This window comes from Agreia sp. (assembly GCF_964263775.1).
GTDB lineage: Bacteria > Actinomycetota > Actinomycetes > Actinomycetales > Microbacteriaceae > Agreia.
Map to the genome: position 1 here is coordinate 1 of NZ_CAXVWM010000112.1, position 16,535 is coordinate 16,535.

Sequence of the window (16,535 nt, forward strand, 5' to 3'; positions counted from 1 at the left end):
GATGATCGGCGTCAGCCCCGCCGACGAGTCGCGAATCGATGCCCCGGCGAGAATCTGCTCGGCCGACGCCAGGTCGGGGTAGCCGATCGACGTCTTGATCAGAAAGCGGTCGAGCTGCGCCTCGGGAAGCTTGTAGGTTCCCGCCTGCTCGATGGGGTTCTGCGTGGCGATCACGAGGAACGGCCGGCCGACCTCGTGCGTCTGGCCGTCGACGGTGATGCGCGACTCCTCCATGACCTCGAGCAGCGCCGACTGCGTCTTGGGCGAGGCGCGGTTGATCTCGTCGGCGAGCACGATGGATGCGAACACGGGGCCACGGTGGAACTCGAACGCGGCCGTCTTCTGGTCGTAGATCGTGACACCCGTGACGTCGGAAGGCAGCAGGTCGGGCGTGAACTGGATGCGCTGGTGCGACCCCTGCACGGTGGCCGCGATCGCCTTGGCGAGGCTAGTCTTGCCCGTTCCCGGGGCATCCTCGAGCAGCACGTGGCCCTCGGCGATCATGGCCATGATCGACAGCCGAATCACGTGGGACTTGCCGAGCACGGCCAGGCCCACATTCGCGACGAGGCGATCGAAAGTGCCGGCGAACCAGGTCGCCTGCTCCGGTGTCATAGTCATTGTCATGGTCATCGTGTCTCTCGTTTGTGTTTCATCACCATGGATTGATGTGGTTCGACGTGCCGGATGATCCGTCGCTGCCGGTCACTGTTACCCACACGTCTTCGCCCCCATAACCCCAGTATTTCGAGCCTTCGGAGCCGTTTCCAGTAAAACTCCCGGTTGCCCAGACGAGGCCCGGCGAATCGCGGTTGGAGCGGTACGAAAGCGTGTAGACAACGCCACCCGACCCGCTCACGCTGACGTTGAGGTAACGGCATTCTGACGAGGTGCACTTGCTGGAATCGTTCGGATTGTTGCCCTTGGACAGGTTCACAGAAATTTGCGGCGGGGGTTTGTCCCCGCTTCGATCCGACTGAACGCCTGCCGACGACGTCCCCCCGGCAGTGTCCTGAATCCGAGCGCTGATCGAGTGAGTCTGCGAATATCCGTCGAATCGCTGATTACCGCTCGACGAGACCGGGTTCGGATTCTCGACGCCGTCGATCGTCAGATACATGCTGAACGGTCGCCCATTCTCGGCGGGACGCGTCCAACTCACTGTCACACCCGTAGCGTCACCCTTGGCATTGACGGTTGGCGCGTTCGGGGCTCCGTACGGCTTGAGGTTGGGCACCGCGTTACTGGGATCACTCGTGTAGTTGGATCCGTCCGCGCTGGTCAGCGCGCGAACCTCGATGGCATAGGTGCCATTGTTGGGAGCACCGACACTATCTGATCCGGAGCCGGAGAGTCCGCCCCAGCCTCCGCCATTCAATCGATATTGGTAGGAGACCTCGTTCGCTTTCGCGCCGTTGAGAGCGCCGGCCGAGTAGTTGACTGTGATCGAATTATCCCCCTCGACCGCAGAGGTGATGGTCGGTGCGTCGGGTTTGTTGACTGCCCGACGGGGCGCAGACGACGCAGACGGCGCGCCTTGTCCGGCTTTATTCGAGGCAGCAACACTGAAGGTGTAGTCCGACTCGGAGACCCCGACGGTCACGGTCTGGGACGTCTGGGCCCCCGGCACTGTAATTGTGCGTGGAGCGACCCCGCCACCTGATTGCGTCAAAGCGTAGGACGCGATGGCGTCACCGTTGTTCGCCGGCGCACTCCAGGTCACTGTCAACTGAGACTGAGTTCCCACGGAGTCCGCCCGCGTAGAAGACGGCGTGCCGGGCGCATCCGGCTTGCCAGCCGGAATCTCGGTCGCCGAATACGTCGACCAATCGCTGGGGTCGGGCGCGCGGTTCACGGCCTGAACCCGCACCTGGTAGGCGGTGCCGTTCTCGAGCCCCTCCCACACCACGGAGTTGCCCGTGACACCGGTCTTCTGCAGGGCACCGCGCGCGGGCGCTGGCGAGATCTCGAGGTTGTACGAGGTGACTGCCGATCCGGGGGTGGATGGCGTGACCCAGTTCACCGTGATGGCCTTGTCGCCGAAGACCAGCGTGGGCGGCGAGGGACGGTCGGGGCGGGCATCCGGCCGGGCGACGGCCGACGACGGCGACGGGTCGGACTCGCCGACGCCGTTGGTCGCGGTGACCGTGAAGGTGTACTCCACGTCGTTGGTGAGGCCGTCGAGCGTGCAGGTGGTCGAAGCGCACTGCTTCGTATAACCCTGCGGCGAGGTGACCGTATACGTGGTGATGGGGGAGCCGTTGTTCACGGGCGGGGTCCACGACAGCACGACGGTGCGGTCCTGGATGCTCGTGACGCTCGGCGTGGCCGGCGCGTCGGGCTTGCCCTGCACGGTCAGCTGGATGCGACCGTCTGCCTGGCGGGCCGGGTCGCCGGTCGAGTCGGCGATGCGGTAGCGCACCACCATCGTTCCCACGAAGTCGGCGGCGGGCGTCACGCTCACCGTGCTTCCGTCGGGGCTCGCCTGCCCGTCGCCCGTCTCGACGACCGCCTCGAGAATGCTGAGCGGGTTCTCGGGGTAGGGGTTGAAGTCGTTCGCGAGCACGTCGATCGAGCGGGTCTCGCCCTGCTTGGCCTCGCGCACGATGTCGTCGGTGGCACTCGGCAGCGGCCTGGTCGAGGTTACGACGGTCACGGTGACGGTTCCCGAGCCCGGCGCGCTCTGCCCGTCGGTGACCTCGAGCTGCAGAGTCGAATCGCCCTTGGCCGCATTGCCCGCGGCCTTCACCTTCAGCGTCTGGCCCTCGAACGACGTCGAGATTCCCTGCGCGGTCTCGCCGACGACCGAGTAGGAGAGCTTCTTCAGGTCGCCCTCGTCGGGGTCGCGAGACAGCGTGCGCAGGTTGAGCTCGACTTCTTTGCCGCCCGGCTCCACGCTCACGGCGCCGCCGTTCATGGTGGGCGACACGTTGGTTGTCGAGACCACGGTGATCGGAATCACGAGCGTGGACTTCTTGCCCTCGGGGTCGTCGGGGCCGGTGCCGTCGGTGACCTCGAAGCTCAGCGCGTCGGGGCCGTAGTAACCCTCGGCCGAGGTGTAGCTCAGGGTCGTGGCATCGGTGACGAGGTTCGAGCCGTTGCCGTGCGACACCGCCACCTTGTCGGCCTGCGTGATGCGTGCGGCCTCGCCGTTGCCGGTCACCACGTACTCCGACAGCGGCACGCTGATGGTCTCGCCGCTGTTCACGACGATCGGCTTAGTTGTGGCTTTCAGCGCCGGATGCGCGCCCTCGAGCCCGGGCACGAACACGAACGCCGAAGCCTTCTGATCGTCGACATCGGTGACCGTGTACGTGATGATCTGCGACTCGGGCGTGAGAGGGATGCGCAGCTGGCCGTCGCCTCGAACGGTCGCCGTGCCGCTGGTGACCGACACGTCGAGGGCGTCGATCGTGCCGTCTGGGTCGTCGTCGTTCTTCGTGACGTCGACGTCGGTGGTTGCGCGACCCACAACGTCGGCGACCAGAACGAGATCGTCACGGGCGATCGGGGCCTGAAGCGGAGCATCCGGGCTCACCGAGACGAGCAGCTGACCCACGGCCGTGGCCCCGTACTGGTCGACGATCGTGTACTGCACGGGGTAGTCGCCCGGCGTCTTGGGCGCGATGATCGTGGCGCGACCTCGGTCGACGACCCCGGTCACGCCCTCGGGCACCTCGAGGCCGTTCTCCCGGATGGCGATGGGATCGCCGTCGGGGTCGGAATCGTTCGCGAGAACGTCGACCGCGACCGTGCGACCCGGGCGCACCTGAACGGTGTCTTTCACCGCGTAGGGCCGCTGGTTCGCGCTGGAGGAGGGAACGATGCCCACCAGGATCGTGGCCTGCGCCTCGGCGCCCTTGCGGTCGCGCACGACGTAGGTGAAGACATCCGTGCCCACCGACGTGGGGTAGGCCTCGTATTGCAGCCACGATTGGCCGACCTCGGTGATGCGGCCCTTGGTCGGGGCGTCGCCCTGGCCGACGAGCTGCACGGAGTCGCCGTCGGGGTCGATGCCGTCGAGGGGAATCGGGATGCGCACGGTCGTGCCCTCGAGGGCGCGCACCGTGACATCGCGCGGGCGCGGAGGCGAGTTGGCGCCCTCGTCGTTGCCGACGATCTGGATGGTCACGTAGCCGGCGTCGCGCTGGCCCTGGCTGTCGACGACCTCGTAGGTGGCGTAGACGGTCTTGGCCACCGGCCCTGCCCTGAAGCGCAGGGTGTCCTGAGCCACGAACATGTCGCCGTCTGCGGGGGCGACGAACGGCTCGATGAGCTGCGGGGCGAGGGTGATGGTGTCGCCGTTGGGGTGGTAGTCGTTGTCGAGCACCGGGATGGTCGCCACGTCGCCCGCGCGCACCGTGACGGTGTCATCGACGGCCACCGGGGGCAGCAGCCTGTCGGGCGCGGGAATCGGGATGACGAAGACTTCACCCTGGGCGCTCTTGACGCCGTTGGTCACCGTATACGTGATGCTCGCCGGCTCCGAGATGCCGGTGTCGGTGATTCGCAGAACCTGGTGCTCGAGGATCTCGACGCTCACGCCGAGCCCGTCGGGAACCTGCACCGACTGCACGGCGAGGATGCCCCCCACGGGATCGAAGTCGTTGGCGAGCACGTCGACGAGAACCGAACGGCCCTTCGTGAGCAGCGCCACGTCGCGCACGGCGATGGGCGGATCGTCGGCCGACGTCTCGCCGACCACGGTGATGCGCACGATGCCGGGAGCCGTCTTCGGCCCGTCGGTCACGAGGTACTGCACGTAGTAGTCGCCGGGCGCGGCCGCGGTGAAGTCGAAGGTGCCGGTCGTGTAGTCGGGCGCGATCGTGCCGCCCGGAACCTCGTTGACCTTGGCGAGGCGCAGCGGTGCGCCGCTGGGGGAGTAGTCGTTCGCCATCGGCGACACGGTGACCTGCTGGCCGGCACGGGTCACCACATGATCGGCGTTCGTGACGGGAACGAGGGTTCCCGACTCGCGCACTTCGAACGCAACGGTGCCCTCGGTGTCGGTCACGCCGTCTGAGACGACGATGGTCACGATCTTGCGCCCGGGGTCAGGGTCGAGGGCCGTGAAGGTGAGCTCGCCATCGGCTCGGAACTGCACCTGGTTCGCGCCGTCGGCCGTGGCCGAGCGCACGAACATGTCGTCGCCGTCGGGGTCGATCCAGTCGGGCAGAACGTTGTACGAACAGGTCGAACCGACCTCGCACAGCACTTTCGGAACGCGCTTCTGAAGCGGCGCCTCGTTCGTGCCGGGAGCCTTCACGTTGAGCGTCACCGTCGCATCCGCCGTGCCGCCCCGACCGTCGTCGGCGGTGTAGGTGAACGTGCCGGTGCCGGATGAGTCGGGGTCGACGATCACCTGCATGGCCACGCCCCCGAGAATGGGCTGCACCTCGCCGATCGACGGCTGCGCGCCGGTGACGGTTGCGGTGAGCACGTCGCCGTCGGGGTCGGAGTCGTTGTCGAGCACGGGGAGCACGACGGTGCGGCCGGCCCGAACACCGAGCTGATCGTCTTCGGCGATCGGCGGAGTGTTCTCGTCGCTGCGCTCGGGCAGAATGACCTGCAGCTCTTCTTCGGTGCTGTCGTCTTCTTCTTCGGTCTCGCTCTCGTCGGGCGGAGGAACGATGTCGTCCCAGTTCTCGACCTTCTTCATGTCTTGGTTGACGAGCCAGACGGCGCCCGAGGTGAGGTCGTTGAGCACGACCACGGTGCGGTTCACGCGAAAGACGAGCTCGGCCTGGGCGGTGAGACCGTCGATGGTGGTCTCGACGTCGTTGTCGTCGCCTGTGCAGTCGCGCAGGTAGGCATTCGAGACCGCCCAGGCCGCATACGCGCAGCCGCCCAGGTAGACGGGAGCGGCGGGCCTGCCCGGCTTGCCCGCCGAGGTCGCCGTGGCGGCGCCCCCGTCGAGCGGCTGGCGGATGAGCGAGGTGGCCGTGCTGATGAGCACGGCGTCGGATGCGGGCCCGGTCTCCTGCAGAACGCCGCCGGTCGAGTCGGCGACCTCTACCTTCTTGCCGCCGGGCAGGTAGGCGATGCCGTTGGTCGAGTCGAAGACCACGGCGTCGTCGCCCACGGTCGTCATCGTGAGCGCCGCGTCTTCTTCGGTTTCGGGAAACTCGTTCGTGACGGGGTCGAGGGATGCGCCGTTGTCGTCGAGCGCGATGGTGACCATCTCGCCCGACGACGGCGAAAGTGCGTGAATCCCGCCATCGACGTCCACCGTGGCGGCCGCGCCCGAGCCGAGCGTCAGCAGCGGCTTCTCGGGGTCGGGCAGAAAGTTGGCCACGTCGCTGGCCCGGGTGCTGAAGAGGTCGCCGGTCTTGTCGTCGACGACGGCGAGAGTGTCGCCGCCCATGGTCACGGATGACTCGGCTGGGAGGGCCACGGCATTGCCGAGTGTCACCGACACGGGGTCGATAGGCGCCAGCGATCCGGTGGCCTTGTCGACCGTGATGATCGTCTCGTCGTGCTGCAATATGTCGAAGTCGCTCGACGTCATCTTGAGGCCGCCATCGAGCAGCTGCGCCTGATAGTTGAGGTGGCCCACGAGCAGGCCGGAGGGCTTGGTGACCCAGACGCCGCCGTCGTTGAGCTCGACGTCGGCCGTGGTGACGCCCTGATAGAGGAACGCCATCGTCGTGACCGCGAGCGAGAAGACCGTGACGGTCGCCACCGATGCAGCAGTCGCCTTGCGGCGGCGCAGTGCCTCGAAGAGCCTCACACGGTCCTCAACTTCACATCGGTTCTGTCACGAACGGTTTCGTCGTCTTTTCGGGGGCGCGCCTCTACTCCGGGCACGCGGGCACCCGCACATTCAAGCACGGCCACCCCACCCAGGGTAAATGGGGAGAACTCCCCATGCCGCCCCCGGTCAGAGCGGCGCGACCACGAGACGCTCGCTGACCGCCCGCGAGACACAGGGCATCACGAAGTCGTTGCGCTCGTTCTCGGTGAGCACCACGTCGCGATGGTCGGCCTCCCCGTCGACCAGCCTGAGCCGGCACGTTCCACAGGTTCCGCTGCCGCACGAACTGTCGACCGCGATGCCGGCGGCTTCGAGCGCGCCGAGCATCGTCGACTGCGCCGGCACGACGACGGAGGCGCCCGAGGGCTGCCACTCCACCTCGAACGGAAGGCTCATCTCGCCGAACGCGGAGACCCCGGCGAAGTCCTCCATGTGCACGCGGCTCGGTCGCCAGTGCATTGTCAGTGCGCGGAGTTCGTTCTGCAGGGGCTCCGGTCCGCAGACGTAGAGGTGGCGCTCGCCCGGCCGCGCGAGCAGGTTCCACCAGTCGAGGGCGCCGTGCACCGATCGGTGATGCAGCGTGACGGCGTCGGTCGAGAGCTCGTCGATCTCGTCGAGGTAGGGAGTGTCGTCGCGCGAGCGACTCAGGTAGACGAGCTGAACATCCGCCACCCCGCGCCGACGCAACTCGATCAGCATCGCGCGAATCGGGGTGATGCCGATGCCGGCGGCCACGAGCAGATAGGCCGGCGCATCCACCAGGTCGAACGCGTTGCGCGCAGCGGAGATCACCAGCGAGTCGCCCTCGGCCACGTCGTCGACCATGCTGCGCGAGCCGCCGCGACCCGTCTCGTCTCGGCGCACGGCGATCACGTAGCGGCTGCGGTCGCTCACGTCGGAGGTGAGCGAGTAGCTGCGGGCCTCGCCCGAGGGAGTGTGCACCGTGATGTGCGCGCCCGGCTCGGCCGGCTCGAGCAGCGCGCCGTCTGGGCGGCGCAATTCGAACTCGCAGACCTCGGCCGTGAGCATCCGGCGCCCTGTGACGACGACCGTCAGGTCGGTGCCCGTGCTGCCGGCGGTCATGCGGCCGTCACCTCGGCCTCGATAACGGTGTCGCCGACGGCGAGTGTTCCGGCAGAGAGCACCTCGGCGAAGACGCCCATGATCTCGTGCCCGTAGTTCTCGTGCAGCAGCCGCACCACGGGCACGTCACGCCGCGCCGTCGTAGGGTCGACCTCTGTTGCCGCGCACCGCTCCGACTCGTCGACCACGCGCACGGTCACGCCGGCCGGGCCTCCGAGTTGCAGCTCGCGCCCGATCCACTCGCGCTCGACCCACGGCTCGAGGCCCTCGAGATAGGCGTTGGCGCGAAACCGCAGCGGATCGAGTTCGCGCCCGATTCGCGCCTCGAAGTCACGAATGGATGCGCGGTTGACGAGCGAGATCGTGTTCATCATGCGCAGCCCGTTGTTCGCCTGGTCGGTGAAGTTGTAGCCCGGCTGCTCGGCCAGCACGGGCCGCTCTCCGTCGGGCAGGTCTACGACGCGGGCGTACAGCTCGACGAACTCGGCCCGCCCCTCGGCCGTGCCGAGATCGGCCTCGAGCACAGGATGCCCCTGCACGGCCACGCGCATCGTGCAGGTCTCGGCATCGAATGTCGTAACGAGCCCTGCCAGGCGGTCGGTGTTCATGAGCACGTAGTACTCGCGCTTCGACAGGGGAACGAAGTCGTCTGCGTCGTACGCCCCGAACGGCTTCGCGAGCGCGAAGCGCCGGTCGGCCGGGAACGCCTGGCCCGCTTCGAGCGTCACCCGGTCGAGGCGCTCCGGTGTGAGCCCCTTGACGGGGTAGCGGTAGAGGGAGTCGATGGTGCCGGGCATGCCTCGAGAGTACAAGCGGTTGGCGGCCGCGGGGCTATTTGTCGGCCTGCAGCCGGGCGAGCAGTTCGGGGCCGCGCCGGTCGAGGATCGCTCCGCCCCACCGCACCGCGAACACCAGCATGCCGCCGCCCAGCACCAGACCGGCCGCAAGCGCGATCCAGCCGTAGATCGCCTCGCCCGTGACGAAGCCGAGAATCGCCAGAACCGTCTCGGGCAGCACCAGCACGATCAGGATTCCCCAGGTGGCGAAGGTCGACAGCGTCAGCATGAAGCCTCCGCCGGGCCGGGCCTTGAACGGGCTCTCGCCGGGCGCAGGAACGGCGAAGACGAACCGGCCCGAGATCACCGACGACAGCGCGAAGCCCGAGAACAGCAGGCCGAACACCATGCCCAGCAGCCCGGGCAGCACCTGCCACGAGTTCGTGAACCACACAGACGCGACCGTCAGCAGCACCGACACCGGAACGGCGAACGCGCCCAGGGCGACTACCCGGCCGAGCCGATCGTCGCGACCAGAGACGCCGGTCGACAGGTGCAGTGCGAACGCCGTGTTGTCGTACGAGACATCGGTGTAGATCGACAGGGCCAACAGCAGGGCCACGATCGGCCCGAGCGCATTGAACGCGCCCGTGCTGCCCAGGCTGCCCGAGTAGACGAAGAGCAGAACGGGCACCAACGGAATCATGATGAGCGACTGCGCGTAGCGCGGGTCTCGCAGCCAGTAGGTGAGCGCGCGGGCGGCGACGGCACCCCACGGCGTGGCCGGGAACAGGCCGAAGAGCCCCAGCGTGCGGCTCTTGTTCTTCGCCGGCGACGACGCGCGCGCCGGGTTCTCGAGTGCGTGCCGCAGGCTCGATCGCCACACGAGAGTCAGGATGGCGAGGGTCGCGAGGCCGATCGCGAATCCGGCCGCGGCCCGGCCTGCGTCGCCGACGACGAGATAGCCGGGAACCGACCAGATGGCGCCGAGCGGCGTCCACGAAACGATGTCTGCGATGCCGGGAAGGGCATCCAGAGAATTTCGAAGCAGAGACGTGAGGCCGATCACGATCGGGCCGACGAGTATCAGCGGAATGAAGATCAGGATTCCCTTGGCCTCGCGAAAGCGGCGGCCCGATCCGATGCCCGAGCTCAGGGCGGTGACCGCCCGGGAACCGACGACGCAGGTGAGCACACCGACCACCGCGCACACGATGGCCGCGAGGGCGACGAGCGGATGCTGCCACCACGTGGTCGCGGTCGCCAGCGCGGCGATCGAGGTGACTATTCCGGGAACGCCGAGGACTCCGCTGACGGCGAGACCGAGCACGAGCTGGTTGATCGGAATGGGGAAGATGGCGAGCCGTGACGGCTCGACGGTCTGGTCGGTTCCGGGGCCGATCAACGAGAGCACCATCCAGCCGAGGATCGTGGCCGCACCGGCCAGTACCGTGATGGTGCGAGCCAGCTCGACGGGCGCCAGGCTCAAGGCGCTGAGTCCGATGACCACGCCGGCGAGCACGCCGAGTCCGTAGAGTCCGCCGATCACCACGGCGACGATCTGCCAGGGCTTTCCCTTCAGGGTGTTCGCCAGAATGAGAAAGCGCAGCTTTACGAGAGTCGCAACCATTCCGGCCCCTCTCCTGTGCGGCGTCCTCCGACGAGTTCGACGAAGCGGTCTTCGAGCGTGGAGCCCTGTCGAACCTCTTCTGTCGTGCCGGCGGCGAGCACACGGCCCTGGGCGATCACGGCGACGTGGTCGCACATGCGCTGCACCAGGTCCATGGCGTGGCTCGACACGATCACCGTGCCCCCCGACTTCACGAAGCCGTCGAGAATATCGCGGATGTTCGCCGCAGACACCGGGTCGACCGACTCGAACGGCTCGTCGAGCACGAGCAGGCTCGGCGCGTGCACGAGGGCGCAGGCCAGGGCAATCTTCTTGGTCATTCCGGCCGAGTAGTCGACCACGAGGGTGCCGCCCGCCGACTCGAGGTCGAGCAGGTTCAACAGGTCGTGGGTGCGCTCGGCGACGGTCTCGCGGGTCATGCCGCTGAGCAGCCCCGCGTAGGTGACGAGCTGCGTGCCGGTGAGCCGGTCGAAGAGGCGAACGCCGTCAGAGAGCACACCGACCAGGCGCTTGGCCTTCAGCAGGTCGTGCCACACGTTCACGCCGTGGATGGCGACCTCGCCCGCATCGGGCCGCATGAGGCCCGTCGCCATCGAGAGGGTGGTGGTCTTGCCGGCGCCGTTCGGTCCGACGAGTCCGTAGAACGAGCCCGACGGAACCGTGAGGGCGAGGTTGTCGACGGCGATCTTGTCGCCGAATCTCTTCGTGAGGCCCCGAATCTCGAGCGCCGGGCCGTGAGCATCCCGAACCGGAGGGAGAATCTGCGTTGGGTCGGTCTGTACGGGATCATTCACAGTCATAGCCGCCTGCTTTCCGTCTTGAGATCAACATTCGAGCCGCGCGCTGCGAGATGTTCGCGAGCCCCGCGCGTGACACCTACCCTAGGGGAGCCCTCCGACGAGGGGGGCGGGACCGGCGTAGGCGGGACGCATCATCTCCCGTCGTGCCCGACGACAGAGGGAGAGCCGTCTTGGGACACCATTCGATAACCGCCCGCAGCTTGCCGTCCTCGCGAGCAACGAGCACAATACTGGCGCCTCATTGATGTAGTGCCACTGGGTTTCCGGGGTAGCGGTGCCAGTACTGAGCATGTTTCCTCCTCGAGTCGCGTTGTACCGATGCGACAGATATCGGTGTCTTTCGGGTCTCCTGAAAGTAGCTTTGTTCGGCGCAACAGGTTTTGAGCGTTGACGCTTGAAGCGCCGCCGTGGCACCGGTTTGGGAAAATTTCGCGAATACGCCCGGTCAGTGACCTAGGGAAACACCATCCCGATAACGACCATTCGCATTCGGTCATCAGCGGCGTTCCGGTGTCAATCCCTCATTTCGTGCTCTTGCTTTTGCGCGGAGAATAACTTCCTGACCAATTCGTAAGGAGATAACCATGGTTACCAGGCTCAATACCGTCGCAGTAGGACACGCCCGGGAGCTGATAGCTACCGGGAAGGTCGTTAGAGATACACGGGACGACTGGAGCGAAGCCGCGCCCTCAGCCGACGAAGAAAACGAATTCATCGACGAGCACGGCTGGGGTGAGTACGCGAAATGGCACTTGGGAGTCGATTCGGAGCAATCAGAAGAGACGAAGGGCCGCTACAGCTTTCCCTATGGCGACTTCACCACAGTGCGCCGCGGCGGCATCATCTCGCTCGAAAGCCGTGCAGCCCAAAACGACCACGACGACATCGCCAAAGCCACTAAGAAGCTTCTCGAACTTATCGACGAAACGTAGCCCCTTCCCACGACCTCGCCCCGGCGACCATGCTCCTCGGCACTCATGACGCACCCCCACCGAGACTCGCCGCGGCCGACCGCGAGCGCTGCTGCAGCACGGTCACCGCGATGATCGCCGCGACGACCAGGGTGATGAGCAGCACCGTGGTCGCGAACGACAGCACCGACGCGAGCAGCGGAATCGCCAGTACCACGGCCGCCCCCACAAGACTCGTCGCCGGCCTGATCACCGTCTGCGACCCCAGCAGTGGTCGGTAGAGAACCTGCATCGCAACCAGAAACACGGCCACAGGTATTGCGATCGAGTACGCCACCGCCGTGCTGTCGATCTCGGCGTGGTGGCTCAGCGACTGCACGCCCACCTCGAGCCCCGCACCGAGAGCGGCGAGCGCCGCGAACACGAAGTAGTGCCCGAAACCCCACACGAAGCTGCGCCCACGTCGACGCTCGAGTCCGTCGCCCGCGGGCTCGAGAAAGTACACCCACCAGATTCCGAAGAGCAGGGCGAGGCCCGACGCGGCCAGCAGCACGAACTCGCCCGTCGCATCCCCGGCCGTCACGATCGACTGCACGCCGATCGTCGCCGCGAGAACCGATTCGCCGAGCAGGATGATCGTGAAGAGGCCGTAGCGCTCGGCGATGTGATGCGGGTGCCAGCGGGTCATGCCGCGTCGCTCGGCCCACAACGGAATGGCGAGCTCGCACGCGGCGAGAACCGCGAAGATCGCAACGTTCCAGGCCACCGGCAACTCCTGCCCGATAAAGAGACGCGCGACCCACAGCGCCTGCACGAAGCCGATCTCCGCGGCATAGCGCAGCGCTGTCGACCTGCCCTCGGCATCCTGCGCCGCAGCTCGCAGCCACTGCGCGATCAGCGCAATGCGCATGATGAAGTAGCCCACGGTGATGAGCAGAAGGTCGCCGTCGGCGAACGCTGCCGGAACTCCCGCGGCCAGAACGAGCACGCCGCCCATCTGCAGCATGGTCAGCAGTCGATAGGGAACGTCGTCGGTGTCGTAGGCCGACGCGAACCACGTGAACGTGAGCCAGGCCCACCAGATGGCGAAGAACACCATGAAGAAGTTGGGCAACGCTTCGGCGATGTGGTCGCTTTCGATGCCGTGGGCCAGCTGCGTGACCACTGCCTGAATCGCCGCGACGAAGGTGAGGTCGAAGAGCAGCTCGAGTGGGGTGGATGCGCGATGCTTCTCGTCGATGTCGCGGTGCCGCATGCGGGTCACTGGCAGGGTCATGACCCACAGCCTAGAGCCGGGAATCACGCACTAGAGCGGATACACGTCCACAATCGCGACCTGCACGGCAGCCGACGAGTCATAGCGCACGTCGTAGTTCACGTTCAGCCCGACAGAGGTTCCCGGCGCGAACGAGAAGTCGCTCACCCCGTCCGAGTCGGTCTCGACCGAGTCGATCCAGTCGTCGACCGACGCGCGATCGAGACCATAGGCATCCGAACCCTCGCGCAGCAGTTCGAAGAACGCCTCGGGCGAATCGGCGACGAGAAAGTAGGTGATGCGGTCGACGTCGGGCTGGGCGTCCGTCGTGAAGAAGCGGATGCGATCGGTCTCGGCCTCGACGGTGCCCTGCGGCCCCGCGATCTCGAGGCTGATCAGCCCGTCGCGCGACTGCACGTCGGGCGCGTACTCGTCTGCGGGCAGGCCGAGCACCGACTTGTCGATCGTGCCCTCGCTCAGGTCGAAGCGCGCCTCTTTCGTAGCGAGGATGCGGGCGATTCCGTCGGCGTCGAGGGTGGAGAGATCTGTACCGGTCACGGGGCTTCCCTTGTCGGAGTCGGGGTTGGGGTCGAGGGGCGGGATGCGGATGCCGCAGGCGGTCAGCGACACGACGGCCGAGAGAACGGCGATGGATGCCGCGGCCCGGCGCAGAGCCGATCGTCGCCTCTGCGATGTGCGGGTCACTGCGAGACCTCGGGCAGGTGCGGCGTCAGCAGGCGCTCCACGATCTCGGGAATGTTGCTGGTGGGCCTGGCCCCATCGGTGCGGTCGTTGAAGTCGGATGCGATGATCTCGCGGGCGAGATCGGGATCGTTGCGAAGCAGTTCTTGATAGGCGGGCAGCGTGTCCTTCGAGATGAGCGCCCAGCGCTGGTCTGCGTCGGCGATGTTGCCGTCGGGAAAGTTCGTGGTGAATTCGGTGCTGAACTGCGCCGGGTTGTCGATGTCGGTGAACGGAATGTTCTCGAAGCCCGGGGACTCGACGGTGAATTTGTAGGGGAACACCTCGGGGTAGCTCAGCGCCCCCGGAATGGAAGGCTCACCGGCAAGGGTGACCAGGAACGTGACGGCCTCGCCAGTGAGCGGGTGATCACGCATCGAGTTGTAGTCGTCGGCGATGATGTCGTTCTGCTCGCGCTGCAACAGCATCGTGTTGCCGGCCGCGACCTGAGCCGCGTCGCCCGAGTCGATCTTCTCCCACGCATCCGCCGTCGTCTGCGTGATGGCGCCCGAGTCGGCGAGGCGCTGAATCTCGGCGAGCCCGCCATTCTCGTAGGCCATGTGCTGACGGGCCTGGTCGAGAAAGATCTCTTTATTCATGTCGAGCATGCTGGTCTCGTAGAACGCCAGCTCGGAGTCGGACATGTTCGCCACGGTCTCGAGCTGGTCGAGGTACGGGATGGGGAGATTCGAGACCGGATTGTCAAGGATGGCCTGAGCGATGTCGCGCATGGCAGCCATGTCCTGGAATCCGCCCGCGAACGACGGCCCGATCATGTTGGCCATGCCCGCCCACTGCAGGTCGGGGTTGTCGAGAAACTGCTGGCCGTAGAAGTCGTAGACGCTCTTGATGGTCTCCCAGTTCGCCTCGGTGCCCTTCGAGGTGTCCCAGGTCGACGGGTCTATGCCCATCTCTTCCATCGCCTTGTTATTCCAGTAGTCGCTGAGAAAATCGGCGTAGGCGGGGTTGTTCATCGAAATCGCGCCGCTCTCGGCGGCCGCGTCGAGGGCGAGTTTCGCGCCCTCCGGATGCTCGGCGGCCCACCGCGCGAACTCGTCGCTCTTCAGGTAGGCGGCGCGCTCGGCGGGCGTCATGCCGGCGAGGAGCGTGGTCAGCTCGTCGGCATCCTGCTGCGTAGCCGCGTCGACGGGGTTGCCGGGCGTGCCCGAACCCGGCGTGCTCGAACCAGTGCCCGAGGCGCCGCCGCCGGTCACCGAGCTCGTCTGCTCCTGGTCGAGCGCGTTGGCGACGAGAACCTGGGATGCCCGTGACAGTTCCGACAGGGTGCGCTGCAACAGGGGCGCGTGGCTCGCTCCCCAGTCGGAGCGGAACATGTCGGCATCCCGCCCGTGCCACGCGCGGGTCTGGATGGCTGAACCCAGCGTCGAGGTGATGCTCCGCAGCTGGCTCGACGCGGAGTCGAGGCTGCGCGCGAGCTGTCGCAGCTCGCCGATGTCGGCTCCGTACACAGCCATGACGCTCCCGCATTCGAGTGGTGGATTGCTGCCATGCTAGCCGCCGGGCCGCCGAAGACCGATGGGGACAACTCCCCATGCGCCGGTCTCCGCCCGACTACTGCGGGCGGAATCAGCGCCCGTGAGTCGCCATGATCTGATCGACGTCGATGCGCTCGAGCAGGGCATTCCAGTCGATGTCGCGCGCGGCTGCTGCCACCTCGGGCTCGGCGAACGCCTTTCCGTTGCGGTGCACGACCACGCCCTTCGGAACGATCCTGTTGAGTTCGGCAAGCACCGCGTCGTCGACGGCTTCACTGTCGAAGTCGGCCCCGACCTCCGCGAAATAGTCGGCTGAAACGGTGTACGAGACTGTTGCCACTTCTACTGCGGTCATGGTGGGCTCCCTGCCTGAATGATCCGGTGCTGGTTCGATGCTTTCGCCTCCATTCTCGCCCACGCGGTTGTGAGCAGCATCCTCGACAACTCGGCCTGCCATCCAGAGGATATGGCGTGGCCCGACCAGCCCGCGGACCGGGCGACACTCACCGTCAACGGCCTTGTACTCGACGTGCTCGACTGCGCGGTGGGCGCGACCTACGGCGAGTTGCTCTTTCTGGGGGCGGATGTTCCCGTGCGCAAGGGAACCGAGGGGTGGGCCTTTGTGACCGCGCACATCGTCGACGATGCCCGCGCGACCGAAGCAGGTCTCGTCGAGGGCGCCGAAGCATCCGTTGCAGTCGACGCCGACTATCGGCACGCTCTTTCAGTCGGTCACACGGCCTGCCACCTCGCATCCCTCGCCCTGAACGCCGAGCTCACCGGGTCGTGGAGCAAGCCCGTTTCGCCCGATGCGCTCGACAATCCGAACTTCGACGCCCTCGCAATCGAGACCTCGCGCATTGAGCAACGCGGTTCGGTCGACGTGTACCGGATCGGCAAGTCGCTGCGCAAGAAAGGATTCGCGCCCGCACGCCTAGTCGACGACCTCGACGCCGTCGAGACGGGCGTGGATGCGCGCCTGTCGGCGTGGGTCCTGTCGGGCGCGGCGGCCTCGGTCGAGCGCGACGGCGAGCGCCTCACCGACCGGCGCTACTGGACGACCACAGTCGACGGCCACGCCGTGAGCAT

Annotated in this window: 12 protein-coding genes; 2 read left to right on the top strand and 10 right to left on the bottom strand. The window is 66.6% G+C overall.

What is annotated here, in order from left to right:
- From ACE5CZ_RS08385 to ACE5CZ_RS08410, 6 genes are all read right to left on the bottom strand, one after another.
- Positions 1–621, bottom strand: a 621-nt coding sequence (locus ACE5CZ_RS08385) for an AAA family ATPase (RefSeq protein WP_374946885.1), incomplete at its 3' end; no start/stop codon positions are given.
- A 34-nt stretch (positions 622–655) separates the two neighbouring features.
- Positions 656–6,730, bottom strand: coding sequence for an Ig-like domain-containing protein (locus tag ACE5CZ_RS08390; RefSeq protein WP_374946874.1), 6,075 nt, complete (start codon positions 6,728–6,730; stop codon positions 656–658).
- A gap of 150 nt (positions 6,731–6,880) precedes the next feature.
- Entirely contained in the window at positions 6,881–7,837 is a 957-nt protein-coding gene (locus tag ACE5CZ_RS08395; protein ID WP_374946875.1) for a PDR/VanB family oxidoreductase, read from the bottom strand.
- Positions 7,834–8,634: an MOSC domain-containing protein gene (locus ACE5CZ_RS08400; protein WP_374946876.1), complete on the bottom strand. Its 801-nt coding sequence runs from the start codon at positions 8,632–8,634 to the stop codon at positions 7,834–7,836. Before ACE5CZ_RS08400 ends, ACE5CZ_RS08395 begins: the two co-directional genes overlap by 4 nt.
- A gap of 34 nt (positions 8,635–8,668) precedes the next feature.
- The gene (locus ACE5CZ_RS08405) at positions 8,669–10,243 is read right to left on the bottom strand and encodes a transporter (protein WP_374946877.1); all 1,575 of its coding nucleotides are present in this window, start codon (positions 10,241–10,243) and stop codon (positions 8,669–8,671) included.
- Entirely contained in the window at positions 10,225–11,043 is an 819-nt protein-coding gene (locus ACE5CZ_RS08410; protein ID WP_374946878.1) for an ABC transporter ATP-binding protein, read from the bottom strand. The genes ACE5CZ_RS08405 and ACE5CZ_RS08410 overlap by 19 nt, the downstream gene beginning before the upstream one ends.
- A 584-nt stretch (positions 11,044–11,627) precedes the next feature.
- Here ACE5CZ_RS08410 and ACE5CZ_RS08415 point away from each other — a divergent pair.
- On the top strand, positions 11,628–11,975 hold the full coding sequence (locus tag ACE5CZ_RS08415; RefSeq protein WP_374946879.1) for a hypothetical protein: 348 nt from the start codon (positions 11,628–11,630) through the stop codon (positions 11,973–11,975).
- Positions 11,976–12,018: 43 nt separating this feature from the next.
- Here the strand turns inward: ACE5CZ_RS08415 and ACE5CZ_RS08420 are convergent, their stop codons facing one another.
- The 4 genes from ACE5CZ_RS08420 to ACE5CZ_RS08435 all read right to left on the bottom strand — a co-directional run bounded on the left by ACE5CZ_RS08420 (position 12,019) and on the right by ACE5CZ_RS08435 (position 15,801).
- Positions 12,019–13,230 (bottom strand): low temperature requirement protein A, encoded by a 1,212-nt coding sequence (locus tag ACE5CZ_RS08420; RefSeq protein WP_374946880.1) that lies wholly within the window; start codon positions 13,228–13,230, stop codon positions 12,019–12,021.
- A gap of 30 nt (positions 13,231–13,260) precedes the next feature.
- Positions 13,261–13,914 carry a hypothetical protein gene (locus tag ACE5CZ_RS08425; RefSeq protein ID WP_374946881.1) on the bottom strand — a complete coding sequence of 218 codons (654 nt, stop codon included), beginning with the start codon at positions 13,912–13,914 and terminating at the stop codon, positions 13,261–13,263.
- Positions 13,911–15,425, bottom strand: a complete 1,515-nt coding sequence (locus tag ACE5CZ_RS08430; RefSeq protein WP_374946882.1) for a WXG100 family type VII secretion target — start codon at positions 15,423–15,425, stop codon at positions 13,911–13,913. Before ACE5CZ_RS08430 ends, ACE5CZ_RS08425 begins: the two co-directional genes overlap by 4 nt.
- Positions 15,426–15,537: 112 nt before the next feature.
- The gene (locus tag ACE5CZ_RS08435; RefSeq protein WP_374946883.1) at positions 15,538–15,801 is read right to left on the bottom strand and encodes a hypothetical protein; all 264 of its coding nucleotides are present in this window, start codon (positions 15,799–15,801) and stop codon (positions 15,538–15,540) included.
- 111 nt (positions 15,802–15,912) lie between these two features.
- Here ACE5CZ_RS08435 and ACE5CZ_RS08440 point away from each other — a divergent pair.
- The coding region (locus tag ACE5CZ_RS08440) for a metal-dependent hydrolase (protein WP_374946884.1) at positions 15,913–16,535 on the top strand (623 nt) is incomplete at its 3' end.